The sequence below is a fragment of the Hyphomicrobium sp. genome, from assembly GCF_035548195.1.
In the GTDB taxonomy this organism is placed as follows: domain Bacteria; phylum Pseudomonadota; class Alphaproteobacteria; order Rhizobiales; family Hyphomicrobiaceae; genus Hyphomicrobium_B.
In genome coordinates this window covers 382728-395480 of sequence record NZ_DASZTY010000025.1, presented here as the reverse complement: position 1 = coordinate 395480, position 12753 = coordinate 382728, and the positions used below count along the sequence as shown (strand labels likewise).

The 12753-nt window shown below is 58.8% G+C and carries 16 protein-coding genes; 6 read left to right on the top strand and 10 right to left on the bottom strand.

Translation table 11 applies throughout. From position 1 onward, the window contains the following. The 3 genes from VHB22_RS11510 to VHB22_RS11500 form a co-directional block, all read right to left on the bottom strand. Positions 1-675 (bottom strand): transglutaminase-like cysteine peptidase, encoded by a 675-nt coding sequence (locus VHB22_RS11510; protein WP_325457104.1) that lies wholly within the window; start codon positions 673-675, stop codon positions 1-3. Between the two features lie 160 nt (positions 676-835). After that, positions 836-1462, bottom strand: a complete 627-nt coding sequence (locus tag VHB22_RS11505) for a PilZ domain-containing protein (protein ID WP_325457103.1) — start codon at positions 1460-1462, stop codon at positions 836-838. Positions 1463-1629: 167 nt separating this feature from the next. After that, the gene (locus tag VHB22_RS11500) at positions 1630-2262 is read right to left on the bottom strand and encodes a PAS domain-containing protein (RefSeq protein ID WP_325457102.1); all 633 of its coding nucleotides are present in this window, start codon (positions 2260-2262) and stop codon (positions 1630-1632) included. Between the two features lie 226 nt (positions 2263-2488). On the opposite strand from VHB22_RS11500, the gene VHB22_RS11495 reads away from it, so the two are divergent. After that, positions 2489-3217 (top strand): rhomboid family intramembrane serine protease, encoded by a 729-nt coding sequence (locus VHB22_RS11495; RefSeq protein ID WP_325457101.1) that lies wholly within the window; start codon positions 2489-2491, stop codon positions 3215-3217. 191 nt (positions 3218-3408) lie between these two features. Further along, positions 3409-3840 (top strand): CBS domain-containing protein, encoded by a 432-nt coding sequence (locus tag VHB22_RS11490; protein WP_325457100.1) that lies wholly within the window; start codon positions 3409-3411, stop codon positions 3838-3840. Here the strand turns inward: VHB22_RS11490 and VHB22_RS11485 are convergent. The 3 genes from VHB22_RS11485 to folE form a co-directional block, all read right to left on the bottom strand. Then, complete coding sequence (locus tag VHB22_RS11485; RefSeq protein ID WP_325457099.1) at positions 3822-4832, bottom strand: patatin-like phospholipase family protein; 1011 nt, start codon at positions 4830-4832, stop codon at positions 3822-3824. The genes VHB22_RS11490 and VHB22_RS11485 overlap by 19 nt on opposite strands. Before the next feature lie 168 nt (positions 4833-5000). Continuing rightward, positions 5001-5444 carry a phosphoribosyl-AMP cyclohydrolase gene (gene hisI, locus VHB22_RS11480; protein WP_325457098.1) on the bottom strand — a complete coding sequence of 148 codons (444 nt, stop codon included), beginning with the start codon at positions 5442-5444 and terminating at the stop codon, positions 5001-5003. Positions 5445-5474: 30 nt separating this feature from the next. Further along, entirely contained in the window at positions 5475-6086 is a 612-nt protein-coding gene (folE, locus tag VHB22_RS11475) for a GTP cyclohydrolase I FolE (protein WP_325457097.1), read from the bottom strand. 128 nt (positions 6087-6214) lie between these two features. On the opposite strand from folE, the gene VHB22_RS11470 reads away from it, so the two are divergent. The 3 genes from VHB22_RS11470 to yidD all read left to right on the top strand — a co-directional run bounded on the left by VHB22_RS11470 (position 6215) and on the right by yidD (position 8032). Continuing rightward, on the top strand, positions 6215-6673 hold the full coding sequence (locus tag VHB22_RS11470) for an iron-sulfur cluster assembly scaffold protein (protein ID WP_325457096.1): 459 nt from the start codon (positions 6215-6217) through the stop codon (positions 6671-6673). Between the two features lie 280 nt (positions 6674-6953). After that, complete coding sequence (locus VHB22_RS11465; RefSeq protein ID WP_325457095.1) at positions 6954-7682, top strand: hypothetical protein; 729 nt, start codon at positions 6954-6956, stop codon at positions 7680-7682. Between the two features lie 26 nt (positions 7683-7708). Next, the gene (gene yidD / locus VHB22_RS11460; RefSeq protein ID WP_414652734.1) at positions 7709-8032 is read left to right on the top strand and encodes a membrane protein insertion efficiency factor YidD; all 324 of its coding nucleotides are present in this window, start codon (positions 7709-7711) and stop codon (positions 8030-8032) included. A gap of 5 nt (positions 8033-8037) precedes the next feature. Here yidD and VHB22_RS11455 read toward each other — a convergent pair whose 3' ends face one another. Then, a complete protein-coding gene (locus VHB22_RS11455) occupies positions 8038-8526 on the bottom strand; it encodes a hypothetical protein (protein ID WP_325457094.1) in 489 nt (162 codons plus the stop codon). A gap of 231 nt (positions 8527-8757) precedes the next feature. Here VHB22_RS11455 and thrS point away from each other — a divergent pair, with 231 nt between their 5' ends. Then, the gene (gene thrS / locus VHB22_RS11450; protein ID WP_325457093.1) at positions 8758-10701 is read left to right on the top strand and encodes a threonine--tRNA ligase; all 1944 of its coding nucleotides are present in this window, start codon (positions 8758-8760) and stop codon (positions 10699-10701) included. A gap of 31 nt (positions 10702-10732) precedes the next feature. Here thrS and VHB22_RS11445 read toward each other — a convergent pair whose 3' ends face one another. From VHB22_RS11445 to VHB22_RS11435, 3 genes are all read right to left on the bottom strand, one after another. Then, positions 10733-11431 carry an isoprenylcysteine carboxylmethyltransferase family protein gene (locus VHB22_RS11445; protein ID WP_325457092.1) on the bottom strand — a complete coding sequence of 233 codons (699 nt, stop codon included), beginning with the start codon at positions 11429-11431 and terminating at the stop codon, positions 10733-10735. A 32-nt stretch (positions 11432-11463) separates the two neighbouring features. Further along, a complete protein-coding gene (locus VHB22_RS11440; RefSeq protein WP_325457091.1) occupies positions 11464-11958 on the bottom strand; it encodes a DUF992 domain-containing protein in 495 nt (164 codons plus the stop codon). 289 nt (positions 11959-12247) lie between these two features. Beyond that, positions 12248-12643, bottom strand: a complete 396-nt coding sequence (locus VHB22_RS11435; RefSeq protein ID WP_325457090.1) for a lysozyme inhibitor LprI family protein — start codon at positions 12641-12643, stop codon at positions 12248-12250. Positions 12644-12753: the final 110 nt, after the last annotated feature.

Genomic DNA, 12753 nt, shown 5'->3' with positions numbered 1-12753 from the left:
TCAGGGCAGGATCTCAAGCCCGTCGAAGTCGGACGACGATTCCACGCCAGCACTTGCGGCAGGCGTCGTCGCATCGTTCGGATCAAGCGAGACCCAAACCTTCGGATCGAGATACGACTGGCGCATTACGTAGTGATAGGGCGTCTGGTTCCACAGCCGAACGACATCGATCTTGTTGTCGAGAATGTAGTCGCCCTGTGTCGTCCGCACGGTCAACACGGCGTGACCTTCATTCTTCTCGTCCCGCACAACCGTCATCAGCAGATCACTCGACGGCCAGCCGCGCGCAATCAAAATGTGGCGTTTCAGAAGCGCATAATCTTCGCAATCGCCGCGCGTTTTCGGAATCGTCCAATATTCCGCGACCCCATAAATCTCCATGTCCGTCGCGGGCTCGATCTCGTGATTAACCTTGCGATTGACCACGTCAAGCTCGCTCAGTCGTTCCGGAGTCGCTTCGAGGCGCGACGTATCATGAGAACGCGCGACGCATTCGCTTGGCATTCTTTCGCAAAACGATACGAACCCGTAAGGAGGTTGTGAGTTGCCATAAATTCGCATGAACTCAACAGCGCGCGTCGCCGGACTGACGATTGCTACCTGTTGCGCCGCGGCAGGCATCGCCACAGCAAAAAAACTCAAGGCCACGCCGATGGCCACGCTACCGTACTTCATGATACGCCCTCGAACACGGTACGATACATAACGCGAGACACTTCTTTTTAGCATGAAAGCCGGCCCAGGCATTCTCGCTAAAGATGCATAAAAATTTAACTTTGCGATTTTGGCAACTCGGCGGGCGATTTGAGGCATCACACAACCAACGCAGGAACGATTAAGGAAAACTATCGCGCAAAGCCTCGGGTGGCAGCAGCGTCAAGAACTGAAGCCCGATACCATGCTCATGATGTCGGCGAACGATTGCCCGGGTTTTCCCGGCAATCACGAAACTTCCAATAGGCGGCCGCGCAGGCGTGCCAATCGAAGCGCCGGATGCCGAAAGATCGAGCAATTCAACGTCGATGATGACGTCGTCGACCTTCAACGTCGTCCTGCGACCGCGAGTTCCCACGCGTTCATGGAGCCGTCCGGCTTCCTCCGGGTAATCCCCCCGGTTGATCAGCCACATGATCTGGGCCGCGAGTTTTTCCCGCTTGTACTCGGTCACTTTGAAAGCAAAGGCGAAACCGTCGGCAGTCTGCCGCGTCACTACGCCCTCAATGCCGCCGAGATGATCGAAGTAGGCAACCACCCGCTCGCCGATTTCAGGAGCATGCGGTGTGGTGACCAGCGCGCCGCCAACCGAGATGTTCTTGAGCTGGCAGTTAAATTCGTTGCGATCCGCGCGCATGAAACGTCCAGCGAGCGAAAGCGGGATGCGCCGGTGCCGACGCATGTCCCGTGTCGGCAAAGCGTCACCCTGATGCGCCGTATCGCGAAGGATATTTGAATGCACGGCCATGGCAGTCCTTGGGCCCCGCGGATAAAATCGCTCGGGTCCACCAGTCCCGAAACCGGGGAGGCAACCCTCAAAGAACTATGGCGGGCGGCTCTTAACGAACCTCTAATGCGCGCCTCATAATCGCCCTGCACCGGCTAAGATGTTGTCCATGATTGCTCTTCACGAGTTCAACCGTGACCGGCATCGCTCAAGCCGCCCTCGTAAACGCGGAACTCCCGTCGGTGCGAGCGCACGATCCTGGCGCTTCGAATAGTGGGAAGGAGCGGTGTCTGGCGGGGGTCCGTTTCAACCAGCGCACCAGGTGCGCCGTTCGGCCAGATCGTGTCATGCCGAAGGAGCTTTCGCTCCGTGAGCGCCACCGTTCCAAGCCAGTCCGGCGAGTTGATGGGAACGATCGAACCCAGAAAGCGATCGATCGTCTCGTGCATGTGCGAGAGCGGTAGCAGCAAAATTTCGAAATCGGCCGAAGGGCCGGCTGCGCGCGATGCGGCTATTTCGAACACGCTAACCGCGCCGTCGGTCGCGCTCAAAGCGACCTGCTGACGAATGATCGAGGCATCGCCCGGGTTGAAGAGATCGAAGAAATTGAGGCCGCGAAAATCGATACCGAAGGCATCGCCGATGCGCGTTCCCGCAAGACGGAAGCGAAGAAGCGAGGGATTGATACGCTCAAGAATAAACGTATCCGGCAAGTGGCCAGCGATCGACGACGGCTCGATCTCGAAACGTTTCGGCACGAGCCGATCGCCCCTTAGGCCGTTCCAATAGGTATAAAGTGCTTGGCTGACGGCTTCTTTCATGAACGCCTTTAACCCCCGTTGACGGGCTTCGGTTAAGCTTTGAGCCAAACCGTGCCATTCCGACACACGCCGGCGTGGCAATGGCCGGACATGTGGACGGGGAGCATCCTTCATGCCATCCGAGAGGCGAGGGGTTGGCGCGATCCGCCGCTCCATGAAAGACGTTCAGGATACTTAACGATCGACGGTCGGCTTTCCGCGCCGACGGTCATCAGAGCGGGGCGCCGTGAGCAATCGAGAACCGATTTTCAACGTACCGGGTGGCGTGCTGGCGACGCTCGCAATTCTTGTTGCCGTTCACATTCTGCTGTTATCGCTTCCACCGGAAAAGCACGAATGGTGGGTACTGGCGCTTGCTTTCATTCCGGCGCGCTACGCTGGTTTCGCCAGCCAACTGCCGGGCGGCGAAACATCCGCCGTGACGTCTTTCGTCACGCATATGGCGGTGCACGCGGACTGGGTCCACCTCGGCTTCAACGCCGCGTGGCTTCTCGCCTTCGGCTCCGTGCTTTGCGCACGTATCGGCAATCTGCGTTTTTTCGCCTTCTCGATTTTGGGAGGGATCACCGGCGCAGTTTTGTTTTGGGCGTTCAATCCCGCGTTGGTGGCTCCGGTGATCGGCGCATCCGGCGCTATCTCCGCAATGATGGGCGGCGTGATGCGTTTCCTGTTCAGCGCCATCGATCATGGCGAAGGTTATTTGCTGCGCGAAAATCCACGCGCGATTCCCAGCACGTCGCTCATGCAAACTTTAAAGGACCGTCGAGCCCTGCTCGTATCGCTGGTTTTTTTTGCAGTTAACTTGCTGGCGATTATCGGCTTCGGGAAGTTTGGCGCTACGGGGGCTATCGCCTGGGAAGCGCACATCGGCGGATATCTCTTCGGCTTATGCGCGTTCGGCGCTTTCGATATCGCAACGCAAAACGATCCTCCGCCTGCACCGCAACTTGATTGAAGGCTTGCATTCTGAGGTGAATTGCCTCAGCCTTCCTATCAGTCCGCCGGAAGAGTGGACATGAATATGGGTGAGAAAACGCAGCAAAAGCCGGTGGAAAGACCGATTAGCCTTGCGAGGTTTTTTTGGTAAGCGCGGGCCTCTTCGGATTTTCGTCCGGCACAACGTTCCAGAGAACGGAGGCTGGGCCTGTGATTATTGGACAAATACTCAAGTCGAAGCCGCGCGGCGTCATGACGGCGCGTCCGGAAGATTCCATTCAAGAAATTGCCTTGCGGCTGTCGAGCCGCAAAATTGGCGCCATCGTTGTCGTTGGCGAAAGCGGAAAAGTCGTCGGCATTATTTCCGAACGCGATATTATCCGGCTGATTGCCGAACACGGCGCGAAGGCTTTATCCATGCCCGCTAAGGACGGCATGACTCGCGAAGTCGTCTCCTGCACCAAATCGTGCACGACCGAAGAAATCATGGCTATGATGACGCGTGGCCGTTTCCGTCATCTGCCGGTGATCGAGGATGGCGGGCTCGTGGGCATTGTTTCGATCGGCGACGTGGTCAAGCACCACAATGCCGAAGTTGAACTCGAAGTGACCGCAATGCGCAGTTACTTAGCGACAGGCTGAAGAGCGTTCGTGCATTCGGATTTGCTGCGGGCGCGGTCACGTTGACCGGGCCCGCTTTTCGTATCGCGTGTTTCAATTTCCCGAATGATGTCGTCGAGCTGGCGTTCGACCGCGTGACTGCCGCGCTCGATCGTTTCTTCTGCACGATGAAAGTCGAAAAGACCGACGTCTTGCAACCGTGGCGAGACCATTGCGTCAGGCGGATCGCCTGCGAGCCGCGAGCGGGCAATACGATCCTGGACGATGTTGAAGGCATCGACCATCACGGTCGATATTCCGGGTGCGCCGTCGCCGCGGCCGAAAATCTGCCGCTGCAGCAGCGCACGGACACCCTTCCTTTCCGGCTTACCCTCTTGGACAGCCGGATGCAGTTGATCGTCTTCGTCGGCGTAAAACGTTTCGGGCATAGAGATGACGCTGCCGCGACCGAGAATATCGAAGTTGAGGTTGACCGCGATCACGTAGCGAGCACCCAACGCCCGGCAGACCGACACGGGAATCGGATTGACCAGCGCGCCATCGAAGAGCCATCGACCGTTGATCTTCACGGGCTTGAACACACCGGGCAGCGCGTAGGAGGCGCGTACCGCGTCGACCAGACGTCCGCGCGACAGCCAGTGCTCGTGTCCCGTTCCGACCTCTGTCGCGACGGCAGTGAAGCGTGTCCCCAAATCTTCGATGTTGCGGCCGCCGAGATGCTGTTCCAGCCGGCCGCAAAGGCGCTGACCGCTAATGAGGCCGGTGCCAGCTAAATTAAAATCGAGATAACCGAAGATGCGCTTTGGCGTCAGTTCGATTGCCCAGCGCTCAAGATCGTCAAGGTGTCCGGCGGAATAGCAGCCGCCGACGACGGCGCCGATCGACGTTCCTGCAATGATGTCGGGGACGATGCCGGCCTTTGCCAGAGCTTTGAGAACGCCAATATGGGCCCAGCCGCGCGCCGCGCCGCCACCCAGCGCCAAACCGACTTTAATTCCAGACATCCCCGTCATGTGGCACTCCTGACCTTCGTCTCAGATGCAGATGAGACTGCACCTGCTTCCAGGTCCATAGCGTTCCGGCCGATGCTACCGCCGGGGAATTAAAGCCCCGCTACCAATAGGTAACCAACCGGTGAACCGAACCAATGGCAAACGCCTGAAAGCCTCGCTTTGGGACGATCAACCCCGGCCCGTTGGACGGGGCAAAGCAACATGTTCAAGGACTGTGCCACTTGTCGAGGATTGCGTGACGCGCCGGTAAAAGCACGACGTCGCTCCAGTATGACAAGCAACTCCATCGCCTTCGACGTCGGCGACGATCCAGATGACGTCCTGATCGCAATCCGTACGCACGTCTCTCACTTTGAGCAGATTGCCGCTTTCTTCGCCCTTTTTCCAAAGCCTGCCACGAGAGCGGCTCCAAAAATGCGCAAAGCCGCTGGCAAGCGTCGCGGCAAGCGCATCCGCATTCATGTGCGCGAACATCAGGACATTACCTGACTTGGCGTCGCTGACGATCGCCGGAATGAGGCCATCGGGTCCAAACTTCGGAAGAAATCGCGCGGTCCGTTCGATCGTCTCGCCAGGTTCTAGTCCCGGTACCGTCTCGGTCGGTTTCGACATGAGATTCCCAAATACAACTATAAAGCCGGTCTATGCCTTAACGGCCGCCATGAAGCGATCGCGCAGGGCCGTATCCTCTTCGAAGGCGCCGAGAAAACGAAACGTAACGGTTGCTACGTTCGCCTGCCGTACGCTCCGTGCGGCCATGCAATGATGTCGCGCACTCATCATGACCGCGACGCCCTTTGCGTTAAGTCCTTCTTCGATTGCCGCGGCAATCTCGCTGGTCAGACGTTCTTGCGTTTGCAACCGACGCGCGAAGATGTCGACGACGCGGGCGAGCTTCGACAAGCCGACGATGCGCGTCGACGGCACATAGGCAACGTGTGCCACCCCGAAAAAGGGCGCGATGTGATGCTCGCAATGGCTTTCGAAGACGATGTCCTTCAGCAGCACCATGTCCGCGTACCCGGCGGCCTCTTCGATTGCCGAAGCCAGCTCCTGGAGAGCGTCCGCTCCGTAGCCGGAGAAGTATTCGCCAAAGGCATCCGCGACGCGCGCTGGGGTTTTTTCAAGTCCGGGCCGCGCCGGATTGTCGCCGCTCCAGGCGAGCAGGGTGCGCACGGCCTCCTCCGCTTCCGCGCGGGAAGGGCGGCGGGGCTCCAAGGTTTCGACCTGGGGCGACAATGAAAGCGTTTTCATGGGTTGCGGTGGCCTTGTGAAGGGTTGCCGAGTCTCGCATTCTGGATCGACACGCCCTATATCAGAGGCCCTATATACGATGCGAGGGGTGGTTCGACGAGGGGCGGATCAAGGGCAATCGGACGGACATGGTCGAACTCGACGAGATCTATAACACGCGAATTCTTGAGATGGCGGGTGCAATCTCGCGTACCGAGCGCCTGACTAATCCGGATGCTCGGGCGACAGCCCATTCCAAGCTTTGTGGTTCGACGGTCACGATCGATCTTGCCGTCCGCGATGGACGCGTCAGCGACTATGGTCAGTCTGTCAAGGCCTGCCTGCTGGGTCAGTCATCTGCGTCGGTTATGGCTCGCGAGATCGTCGGATCGACACCGGAGGAACTCCGGGCCGTCGGTCGGCAGATGCGGGCGATGTTAAAGGATAACGGGCCACCGCCGACCGGCCGTTGGAGTGATCTGTCCGCGCTTGAGCCGGTACGCAATTACAAGGCGCGGCAGGCCTCGACACTTCTTGTGTTCGATGCCGTTGAAAGTGCTCTCGACGAGATCGAAGCCAAGCGAGCCGCCGCCATGGCGGGCCAATAACCTTTACATCAGAATTACACGCCACTCGGCCTGCTCGGCATGCCGACACTCTGTTACCCTTGCTCCGCTCTGACGGCGGCGAGAGGCCCGGGTCAGTTACGCCGTGTCCCAGATCGCATGGCCGCCGCGACATCATCTCTCGTACGCCTGTCCAGGAAAACTCGGAGTGGAAAGCTGCGGCGCCTCCGAGTATCAGTCAGAGGCAGAATGCGCCCCAATCATGTCCGGAATCGCCGGCAGCTTCGGGCATTCGGCTTAGGAATACGATGGGAGTCTATGGATGGCGGCGGATAGAGACAGCAGCAAACAAGCTAGCGATGCCCATTCGCCAATTGGTGCCATTAAATGGGGTCTGATCGCAGTTCTCGCCATTCTTTCGATCTACGCGCTTCAAGGTAAGACTTCAGCCGAGAGCCAACTGGCAGCACTCAAGGGTGAAGCAGAGTCGCTACGCAAACAGGTCGATGATGCCGCCGAAGCCCGCAAGTCATCGCAGGACGAAATTGCGAGGTTGAAGTCGGCGCAGGCGGATGCATTGCGTCAGGTCGAGGAAGGAAAGTCGGACGTCTCGACAGCCATGGCCAAGGTCTCCGAGCTTGAAACAAAGTCTCAGAGCCTTGATAAGCAGGTGCAGGATCTGAAGGGCAAACTGGCCGCAGCCGAGGACCTGGTCGCGAAAACCAAAGGTGCGCTGGAGGCCGCCAACAAAGCCAAGGCCGAATTGGAAAAGGCGGCAACGGACGCCAATAACGGCAGGGTGGCAGCGGAGAAAGGGAAGGCCGACGCCGAGAAGGGTCGAGCAGATGCCGAGGCGGCCGTAGCTCAACTCACGAAGCAGGTCGATAGCTTGAAAGCTGAACTCGCGACTGCGCAAAAAGATCTCGCGGCAGCAAAAGCGAGCGTTGAAAAGTTGCAATCGCAGCAGCAAACGCCGCAGTCGGCACCGGCGAATTCGTCCTCACAGACGGCGCCGGCACCGGTACCGGCTAATCCGCCGACGACGCCATAACGGTATTCATCGAGAGCACCGGATCGGTGATCATCAAAGCACTTTTTCCAAGATCGGCTCGTACGGCCCACCCACTGAGCCGGATGGCGAAAAAAGTGCTGAAGGCGCCGGTCCACGTTTATCGTTATACTTTCAAGCCCCTGGTCGGTAGCCAGTGCCGCCATTGGCCGACGTGCTCCGATTACGCGCTGCAGGCTATTGAGCTGAACGGCGCATGGCGCGGGTTCTGGTTAACGCTTTCACGGTTCCTGCGCTGCGGGCCCGGCGGAACCCACGGCGTCGATCCGGTTCCGGACATTCGATCCGAACGCCATCCGCTGCAACCATGGCGCTATGGCCGCTGGCGCTAGGCCGCTCAGGCAGCTGCCGGCGTCCGTCCCGCCGTCGGCATGTCAGCCGTGGCGTCTGCTTCGAATTCCGCCAGCTCCACATTTGCCCCTGAGCCGGCGTAGCAGATCTCTCGATCGAGTTGCCGCACAGTCGAGATCAGTTCGACAAGATTGTCGAATGCGACCTTTGCAATCAGCTCGAAGCTCATCATTTCCCAGGCGTTAGCACCTTGATGCGACTGCCCGGCGAGCATCGTCTTGACGGTGATTTCTGGACAGGCGTCGTTCTTGAGAAAAGCCGCCATGGCAGGCGCCAGCGGCGCTGGAATTTTAATCGTGCCTTCAGGCCAGACTTGAGAATAGGCGGCGCGGCGGAAAAGCGTCTCGGTCGCAAAATGCGTTTCAAGCGCCGCCCGGATATCGGGATTGACACAAGCTTGCACGAAACAGGTAGGGCGCACCTTTCCCTGAGCCTGGACCATACGTTTGCGGATGAGAAGTCTGGGTGCTGCCACGAAATTGATCCCCGGTTGAGACGGAAAAGACTACACGGCAACCGTAACGATTGGCTTTCCGAATAGATAGAATTTGCAGGGACCGGCGCGTGCCGCTGTCTCCTTGCGGCGCCACGGCTGCTTTACGGCTCATTAAGACGTCTTGACTTGGACGGCGCGGACCCCCATTAGGCGATCGACATCGTCTTACGCCGCGCCCGTTGGCGGCGAGTGAGCAAAGGAGGTCCGAGAATGACAGACGTCACCATTACGTTCCCCGATGGCAAACAGCGCCAGATCAAATCGGGAACCACGGGCCTCGAAATTGCGAAATCCATTTCGCCGTCGCTCGCCAAGCGCACCGTCGCCATGCAACTCGACGGCGTGCTGTCCGATCTTGCCGATCCGATTACCAAAGACGCCTCGATCAACTTCGTCTCGCGCACCGATCCGGCAGCGCTGGAGCTGATCCGGCACGATGCCGCGCACGTCATGGCGGAAGCCGTGCAGTCACTGTGGCCCGGCACCCAGGTGACCATCGGACCGGTGATCGAGAATGGCTTTTTCTACGACTTCGCCAAGCAGCAGCCGTTCGAACCGGAAGATATTCCGAAGATCGAAAAGAAGATGGGCGAGATCATCGCCAAGAATGCGCCGTTCACGAAGGAATTCTGGTCGCGCGAGAAGGCGAAGCAGTTCTTCCGCGACAAGGGCGAGAACTTCAAGATCGAGCTGGTCGATGCCATTCCAGCCGGCGAAGACCTCAAGATCTACAAGCAGGGCGATTGGCTCGACCTGTGCCGCGGTCCGCATATGACCTCGACCGGACAGATCGGTAAGGCGTTCAAGCTGATGAAGTTCGCGGGCGCCTACTGGCGCGGCGACAGCAACAACCCGCAGCTCCAGCGCATCTACGGCACCGCCTTCGCGACCGAAGACGAGCTGAAAGCCTACCTGCATCAGCTTGAGGAAGCCGAGAAACGCGACCATCGCAAGCTCGGCCGCGAGATGGATCTCTTCCATTTCCAGGAGGAAGCGCCGGGGTCCGTCTTCTGGCATCCGAAGGGCTGGACCTTGTTCCAGACCTTGATCGCGTACATGCGCCGCCAGCAGGAACGCGCCGGATACGAGGAAGTGAATTCTCCCGACATGATGGAGAAGCATTTCTGGGAGCTGTCGGGCCATTGGGAAAACTACGGTGAGAACATGTTCACGACCGTCCTGCCGGATGAGCGTGTGTTCTGCTGCAAGCCGATGAACTGCCCCGGCCACATTCAGATCTACAAGCACGGGCTGAAGAGCTACCGCGATCTGCCGGTGCGCATCGCCGAGTTCGGTAAGGTGCATCGCTACGAGCCATCGGGCGCGCTGCACGGCATGCTGCGCGTGCGCCACTTCACGCAGGACGACGCGCACATCTTCCTCACCGAAAATCAGATCATGGAGGAATGCCTCGAGATCAACGATCTGCTGCTCGCCTGCTACAAGGACTTCGGCTTCGAGGACATTGTCATCAAGCTGTCGCTGCGTCCGGAGAAGCGCGTCGGTGCGGATGAGCTTTGGGACAAGGCGGAAAAAGCGCTGAGCGACGTTCTCGACGAGGTGAAGCGGCAGTCGAACGGCAAGATCAAGACCGAGGTGCAGGAAGGCGAGGGCGCGTTCTACGGCCCGAAGCTGGAATACGTGTTGCGCGATGCGATCGGCCGCGACTGGCAATGCGGCACGACACAGGTGGACTTCAACCTCGCGGGCCGTCTCGGCGCGTTCTACATCGACGAGCATTCGGAGAAGAAGACGCCGGTGATGATCCACCGCGCCATCTTCGGCTCGCTCGAACGCTTCACCGGCATTCTGATCGAGAACTACGCCGGGCATTTTCCGCTGTGGCTCGCACCGCTGCAGATCATCGTCGCGCCGATCGTGTCGGATGCGAACGACTACGCCAACGAGGTCGCGGAGAAAGCTAAGGCGCTAGGGCTGCGCGTCGAAACCGATCTTCGCAATGAGAAGATCAACTACAAAGTCCGCGAACACTCGCTGGCGAAGGTTCCGGTGCTGCTCGTCGTCGGCAAGCGCGAGGCGGAAGAACGGAAAGTCTCCATTCGTCGATTAGGCTCGCAGGAGCAGACGGTGATGGGCTTGGACGAAGCGCTAAAATCTCTCGCCAACGAAGCCGTGCCGCCGGATTTGCGGTAATCGCACGGATAAATCGTTACGCTCTGACGGACTACCACACCCAGGGCACCAGCCTATACCGCACGCGCTGGGCGTAATCGGTGTAGCCAGGAAGCTCGGTCATGAGCGTCTGTTCTTCCCACACTGCGCGCAGTGCCAAGATGCCGATCAGCAGGAAGCCGATGGCCAGCGCATACCAAGACCCGAGCAGCAGAGGCACGCCGATAAAATACGGAATGGCCGCGCCATACATTGGATGACGAACCCATGCGTAGGGGCCGGTTGAAATAACTTTATGCCCGCGCTCAGCATCAATTTTGACAAGCGGAGATGCGTACGAATTTTCGCGCATCACGACGTGAAAAATATACGTTGCGAAAACGAATGCGACAGCGCCGACGACAGTTAGCCAGCGCGGAACAAACGACAGGCCAGTTCGAAAATCGAGCCCGGCGACGACGTGCAGCGCCACCCAGCCGACCAGGATGGCCATCAATACCGGCCGGTCCCAGCTCTTTTGTGCCTGCTGCCTAAGCGGCCGCATGCGCTCGCGCAAAATGTCCGGGTTCTGCCTTACTAGAACGAGACCGCTCCACGTCCCGGTCAGAAGCCATAATGCGAGATAGATCCAGGCGGACGGCCAGCGTAGCGTTCCCGCAGGCACGAAAAGGAGCATGGCGGTCACCGCGAACCACAGCAAAATTTGCGTAATCAGCTTGCTCGCAAGATTGGTGTTTCGCTCACCCGCCATCGCATTGCTTCCCCGAGTTTGAGATGATGGCGTCAGCTCGGTTCGAGTGTCAGCCCTGCGACGCCTGCCGAAAGATTGAGCCCCTTCTGCCCTTCGACGCTCAGCGGTTGCAGAAAGATCGACTTGCCGAAGCCGCCTACGAGTGCATTTGCATTGCCGCCGATGCCGAGAGACAAGCCGGCCGTAAGCCCGCCGTAGGTTCCGGCCAGCGCATCGTCCGGTCGGTCGATCGTCGGTCCGAGGACTGTCCAAAGAAGCGTGCTGCTGCTCTTGTAGCCGACATCGACACCGACTTTTGTGATCGTCGCCATGTAAGGATAGTGCATACCGCCGATGGTCGTGAAGATGCAGTGCATGACCTCCTTCGATCCGAGGATCAGTCCGATGTTGCCGCGCCCATTGCAGCTCAAGGTGCCGAGGGCGATTTTGGGCGACGCTTCTGAGGGCACGGCTGCGAGAATTGGCGCGGCAAGTAGGGCGCCGCAGCCAGCAAGAAGACGTACCGTTTTCGCAAGTGGGGGCATCATGATGTCGAATCTCCTTGGATCGGCAACCCATGGACCGGACCGCCGAAAGTGTGTGCGACCTCGAACGTTTCCGGGGGATGAGAACGGTTTCGAGTCGGCGCCAACAAAACTCATTAGGAGCTCAAAGCGACCGTTCGGTGGCACAGCCGAGGCGTGGCGTTTGATGCGCGGATACCCCGCGAACGCGTGACGGCGAACGAACACCCACCGACGTGCGTGTCCTTGATCATTCTGGCGAGCCACAGGCAGATTTTGCGATAGTTGCGGGCTGTGCACGGAGGGATATAGCTCAGTCGCCCCCTTGTCGCTCAAGCTCCTTCGTCCTCTGAAGAGTTTTCTGCGTCAGGCAATCCAGCTCTTCCATCGTGGCGATGCTGCCAGAAAGCGGCGGAGGGGGTTGCTTGCAATCGGCATCGCGGAACGCGATCCATGCACGCTGCGCTTTGCGAAGCGCTTCTTCGTAACTGTAATCGACACCCAGCACATTGCTATCGCTGTCTCGCGCACGAGCGATAGCACGTTGAAACGCGCGGTTGAGCCTTTGATCGGCGGCTTTATAGATCCGGCCCGTACACTCGTTTATTTCAACGGTGGTTCGGGCATTCTGACAATTTTCCGCAAGAGTGGGAGATACGAAAGCCATCGTCAGAAAAACAGCGGCCAAGCGGACCTCTGGAACTCGCATTGTAATCCCTCCAAACAGCGAAAAATCTAAAAGAGCGCCGAAAAGTTGAGAAGCACTTTCGCAATCGTTGCTTAAATCCTCGAAGCTTGGCCGTCTGGCGGGCTTGCGGC

What these genes read in the sequence shown, in the direction of transcription:
- VHB22_RS11510 (WP_325457104.1), bottom strand. Translation starts at nt 675, where the DNA reads ATGAAGTACGGTAGCGTGGCCATCGGCGTGGCCTTGAGTTTTTTTGCT.
- VHB22_RS11505 (WP_325457103.1), bottom strand. Translation starts at nt 1,462, where the DNA reads ATGGCCGTGCATTCAAATATCCTTCGCGATACGGCGCATCAGGGTGAC.
- VHB22_RS11465 (WP_325457095.1), top strand. Translation starts at nt 6,954, where the DNA reads ATGGCGGCGGATAGAGACAGCAGCAAACAAGCTAGCGATGCCCATTCG.
- folE (WP_325457097.1), bottom strand. Translation starts at nt 6,086, where the DNA reads ATGAAAACGCTTTCATTGTCGCCCCAGGTCGAAACCTTGGAGCCCCGC.
- VHB22_RS11440 (WP_325457091.1), bottom strand. Translation starts at nt 11,958, where the DNA reads ATGATGCCCCCACTTGCGAAAACGGTACGTCTTCTTGCTGGCTGCGGC.
- hisI (WP_325457098.1), bottom strand. Translation starts at nt 5,444, where the DNA reads ATGTCGAAACCGACCGAGACGGTACCGGGACTAGAACCTGGCGAGACG.
- VHB22_RS11500 (WP_325457102.1), bottom strand. Translation starts at nt 2,262, where the DNA reads ATGAAAGAAGCCGTCAGCCAAGCACTTTATACCTATTGGAACGGCCTA.
- VHB22_RS11445 (WP_325457092.1), bottom strand. Translation starts at nt 11,431, where the DNA reads ATGGCGGGTGAGCGAAACACCAATCTTGCGAGCAAGCTGATTACGCAA.
- VHB22_RS11435 (WP_325457090.1), bottom strand. Translation starts at nt 12,643, where the DNA reads ATGCGAGTTCCAGAGGTCCGCTTGGCCGCTGTTTTTCTGACGATGGCT.
- thrS (WP_325457093.1), top strand. Translation starts at nt 8,758, where the DNA reads ATGACAGACGTCACCATTACGTTCCCCGATGGCAAACAGCGCCAGATC.
- VHB22_RS11470 (WP_325457096.1), top strand. Translation starts at nt 6,215, where the DNA reads ATGGTCGAACTCGACGAGATCTATAACACGCGAATTCTTGAGATGGCG.
- VHB22_RS11485 (WP_325457099.1), bottom strand. Translation starts at nt 4,832, where the DNA reads ATGACGGGGATGTCTGGAATTAAAGTCGGTTTGGCGCTGGGTGGCGGC.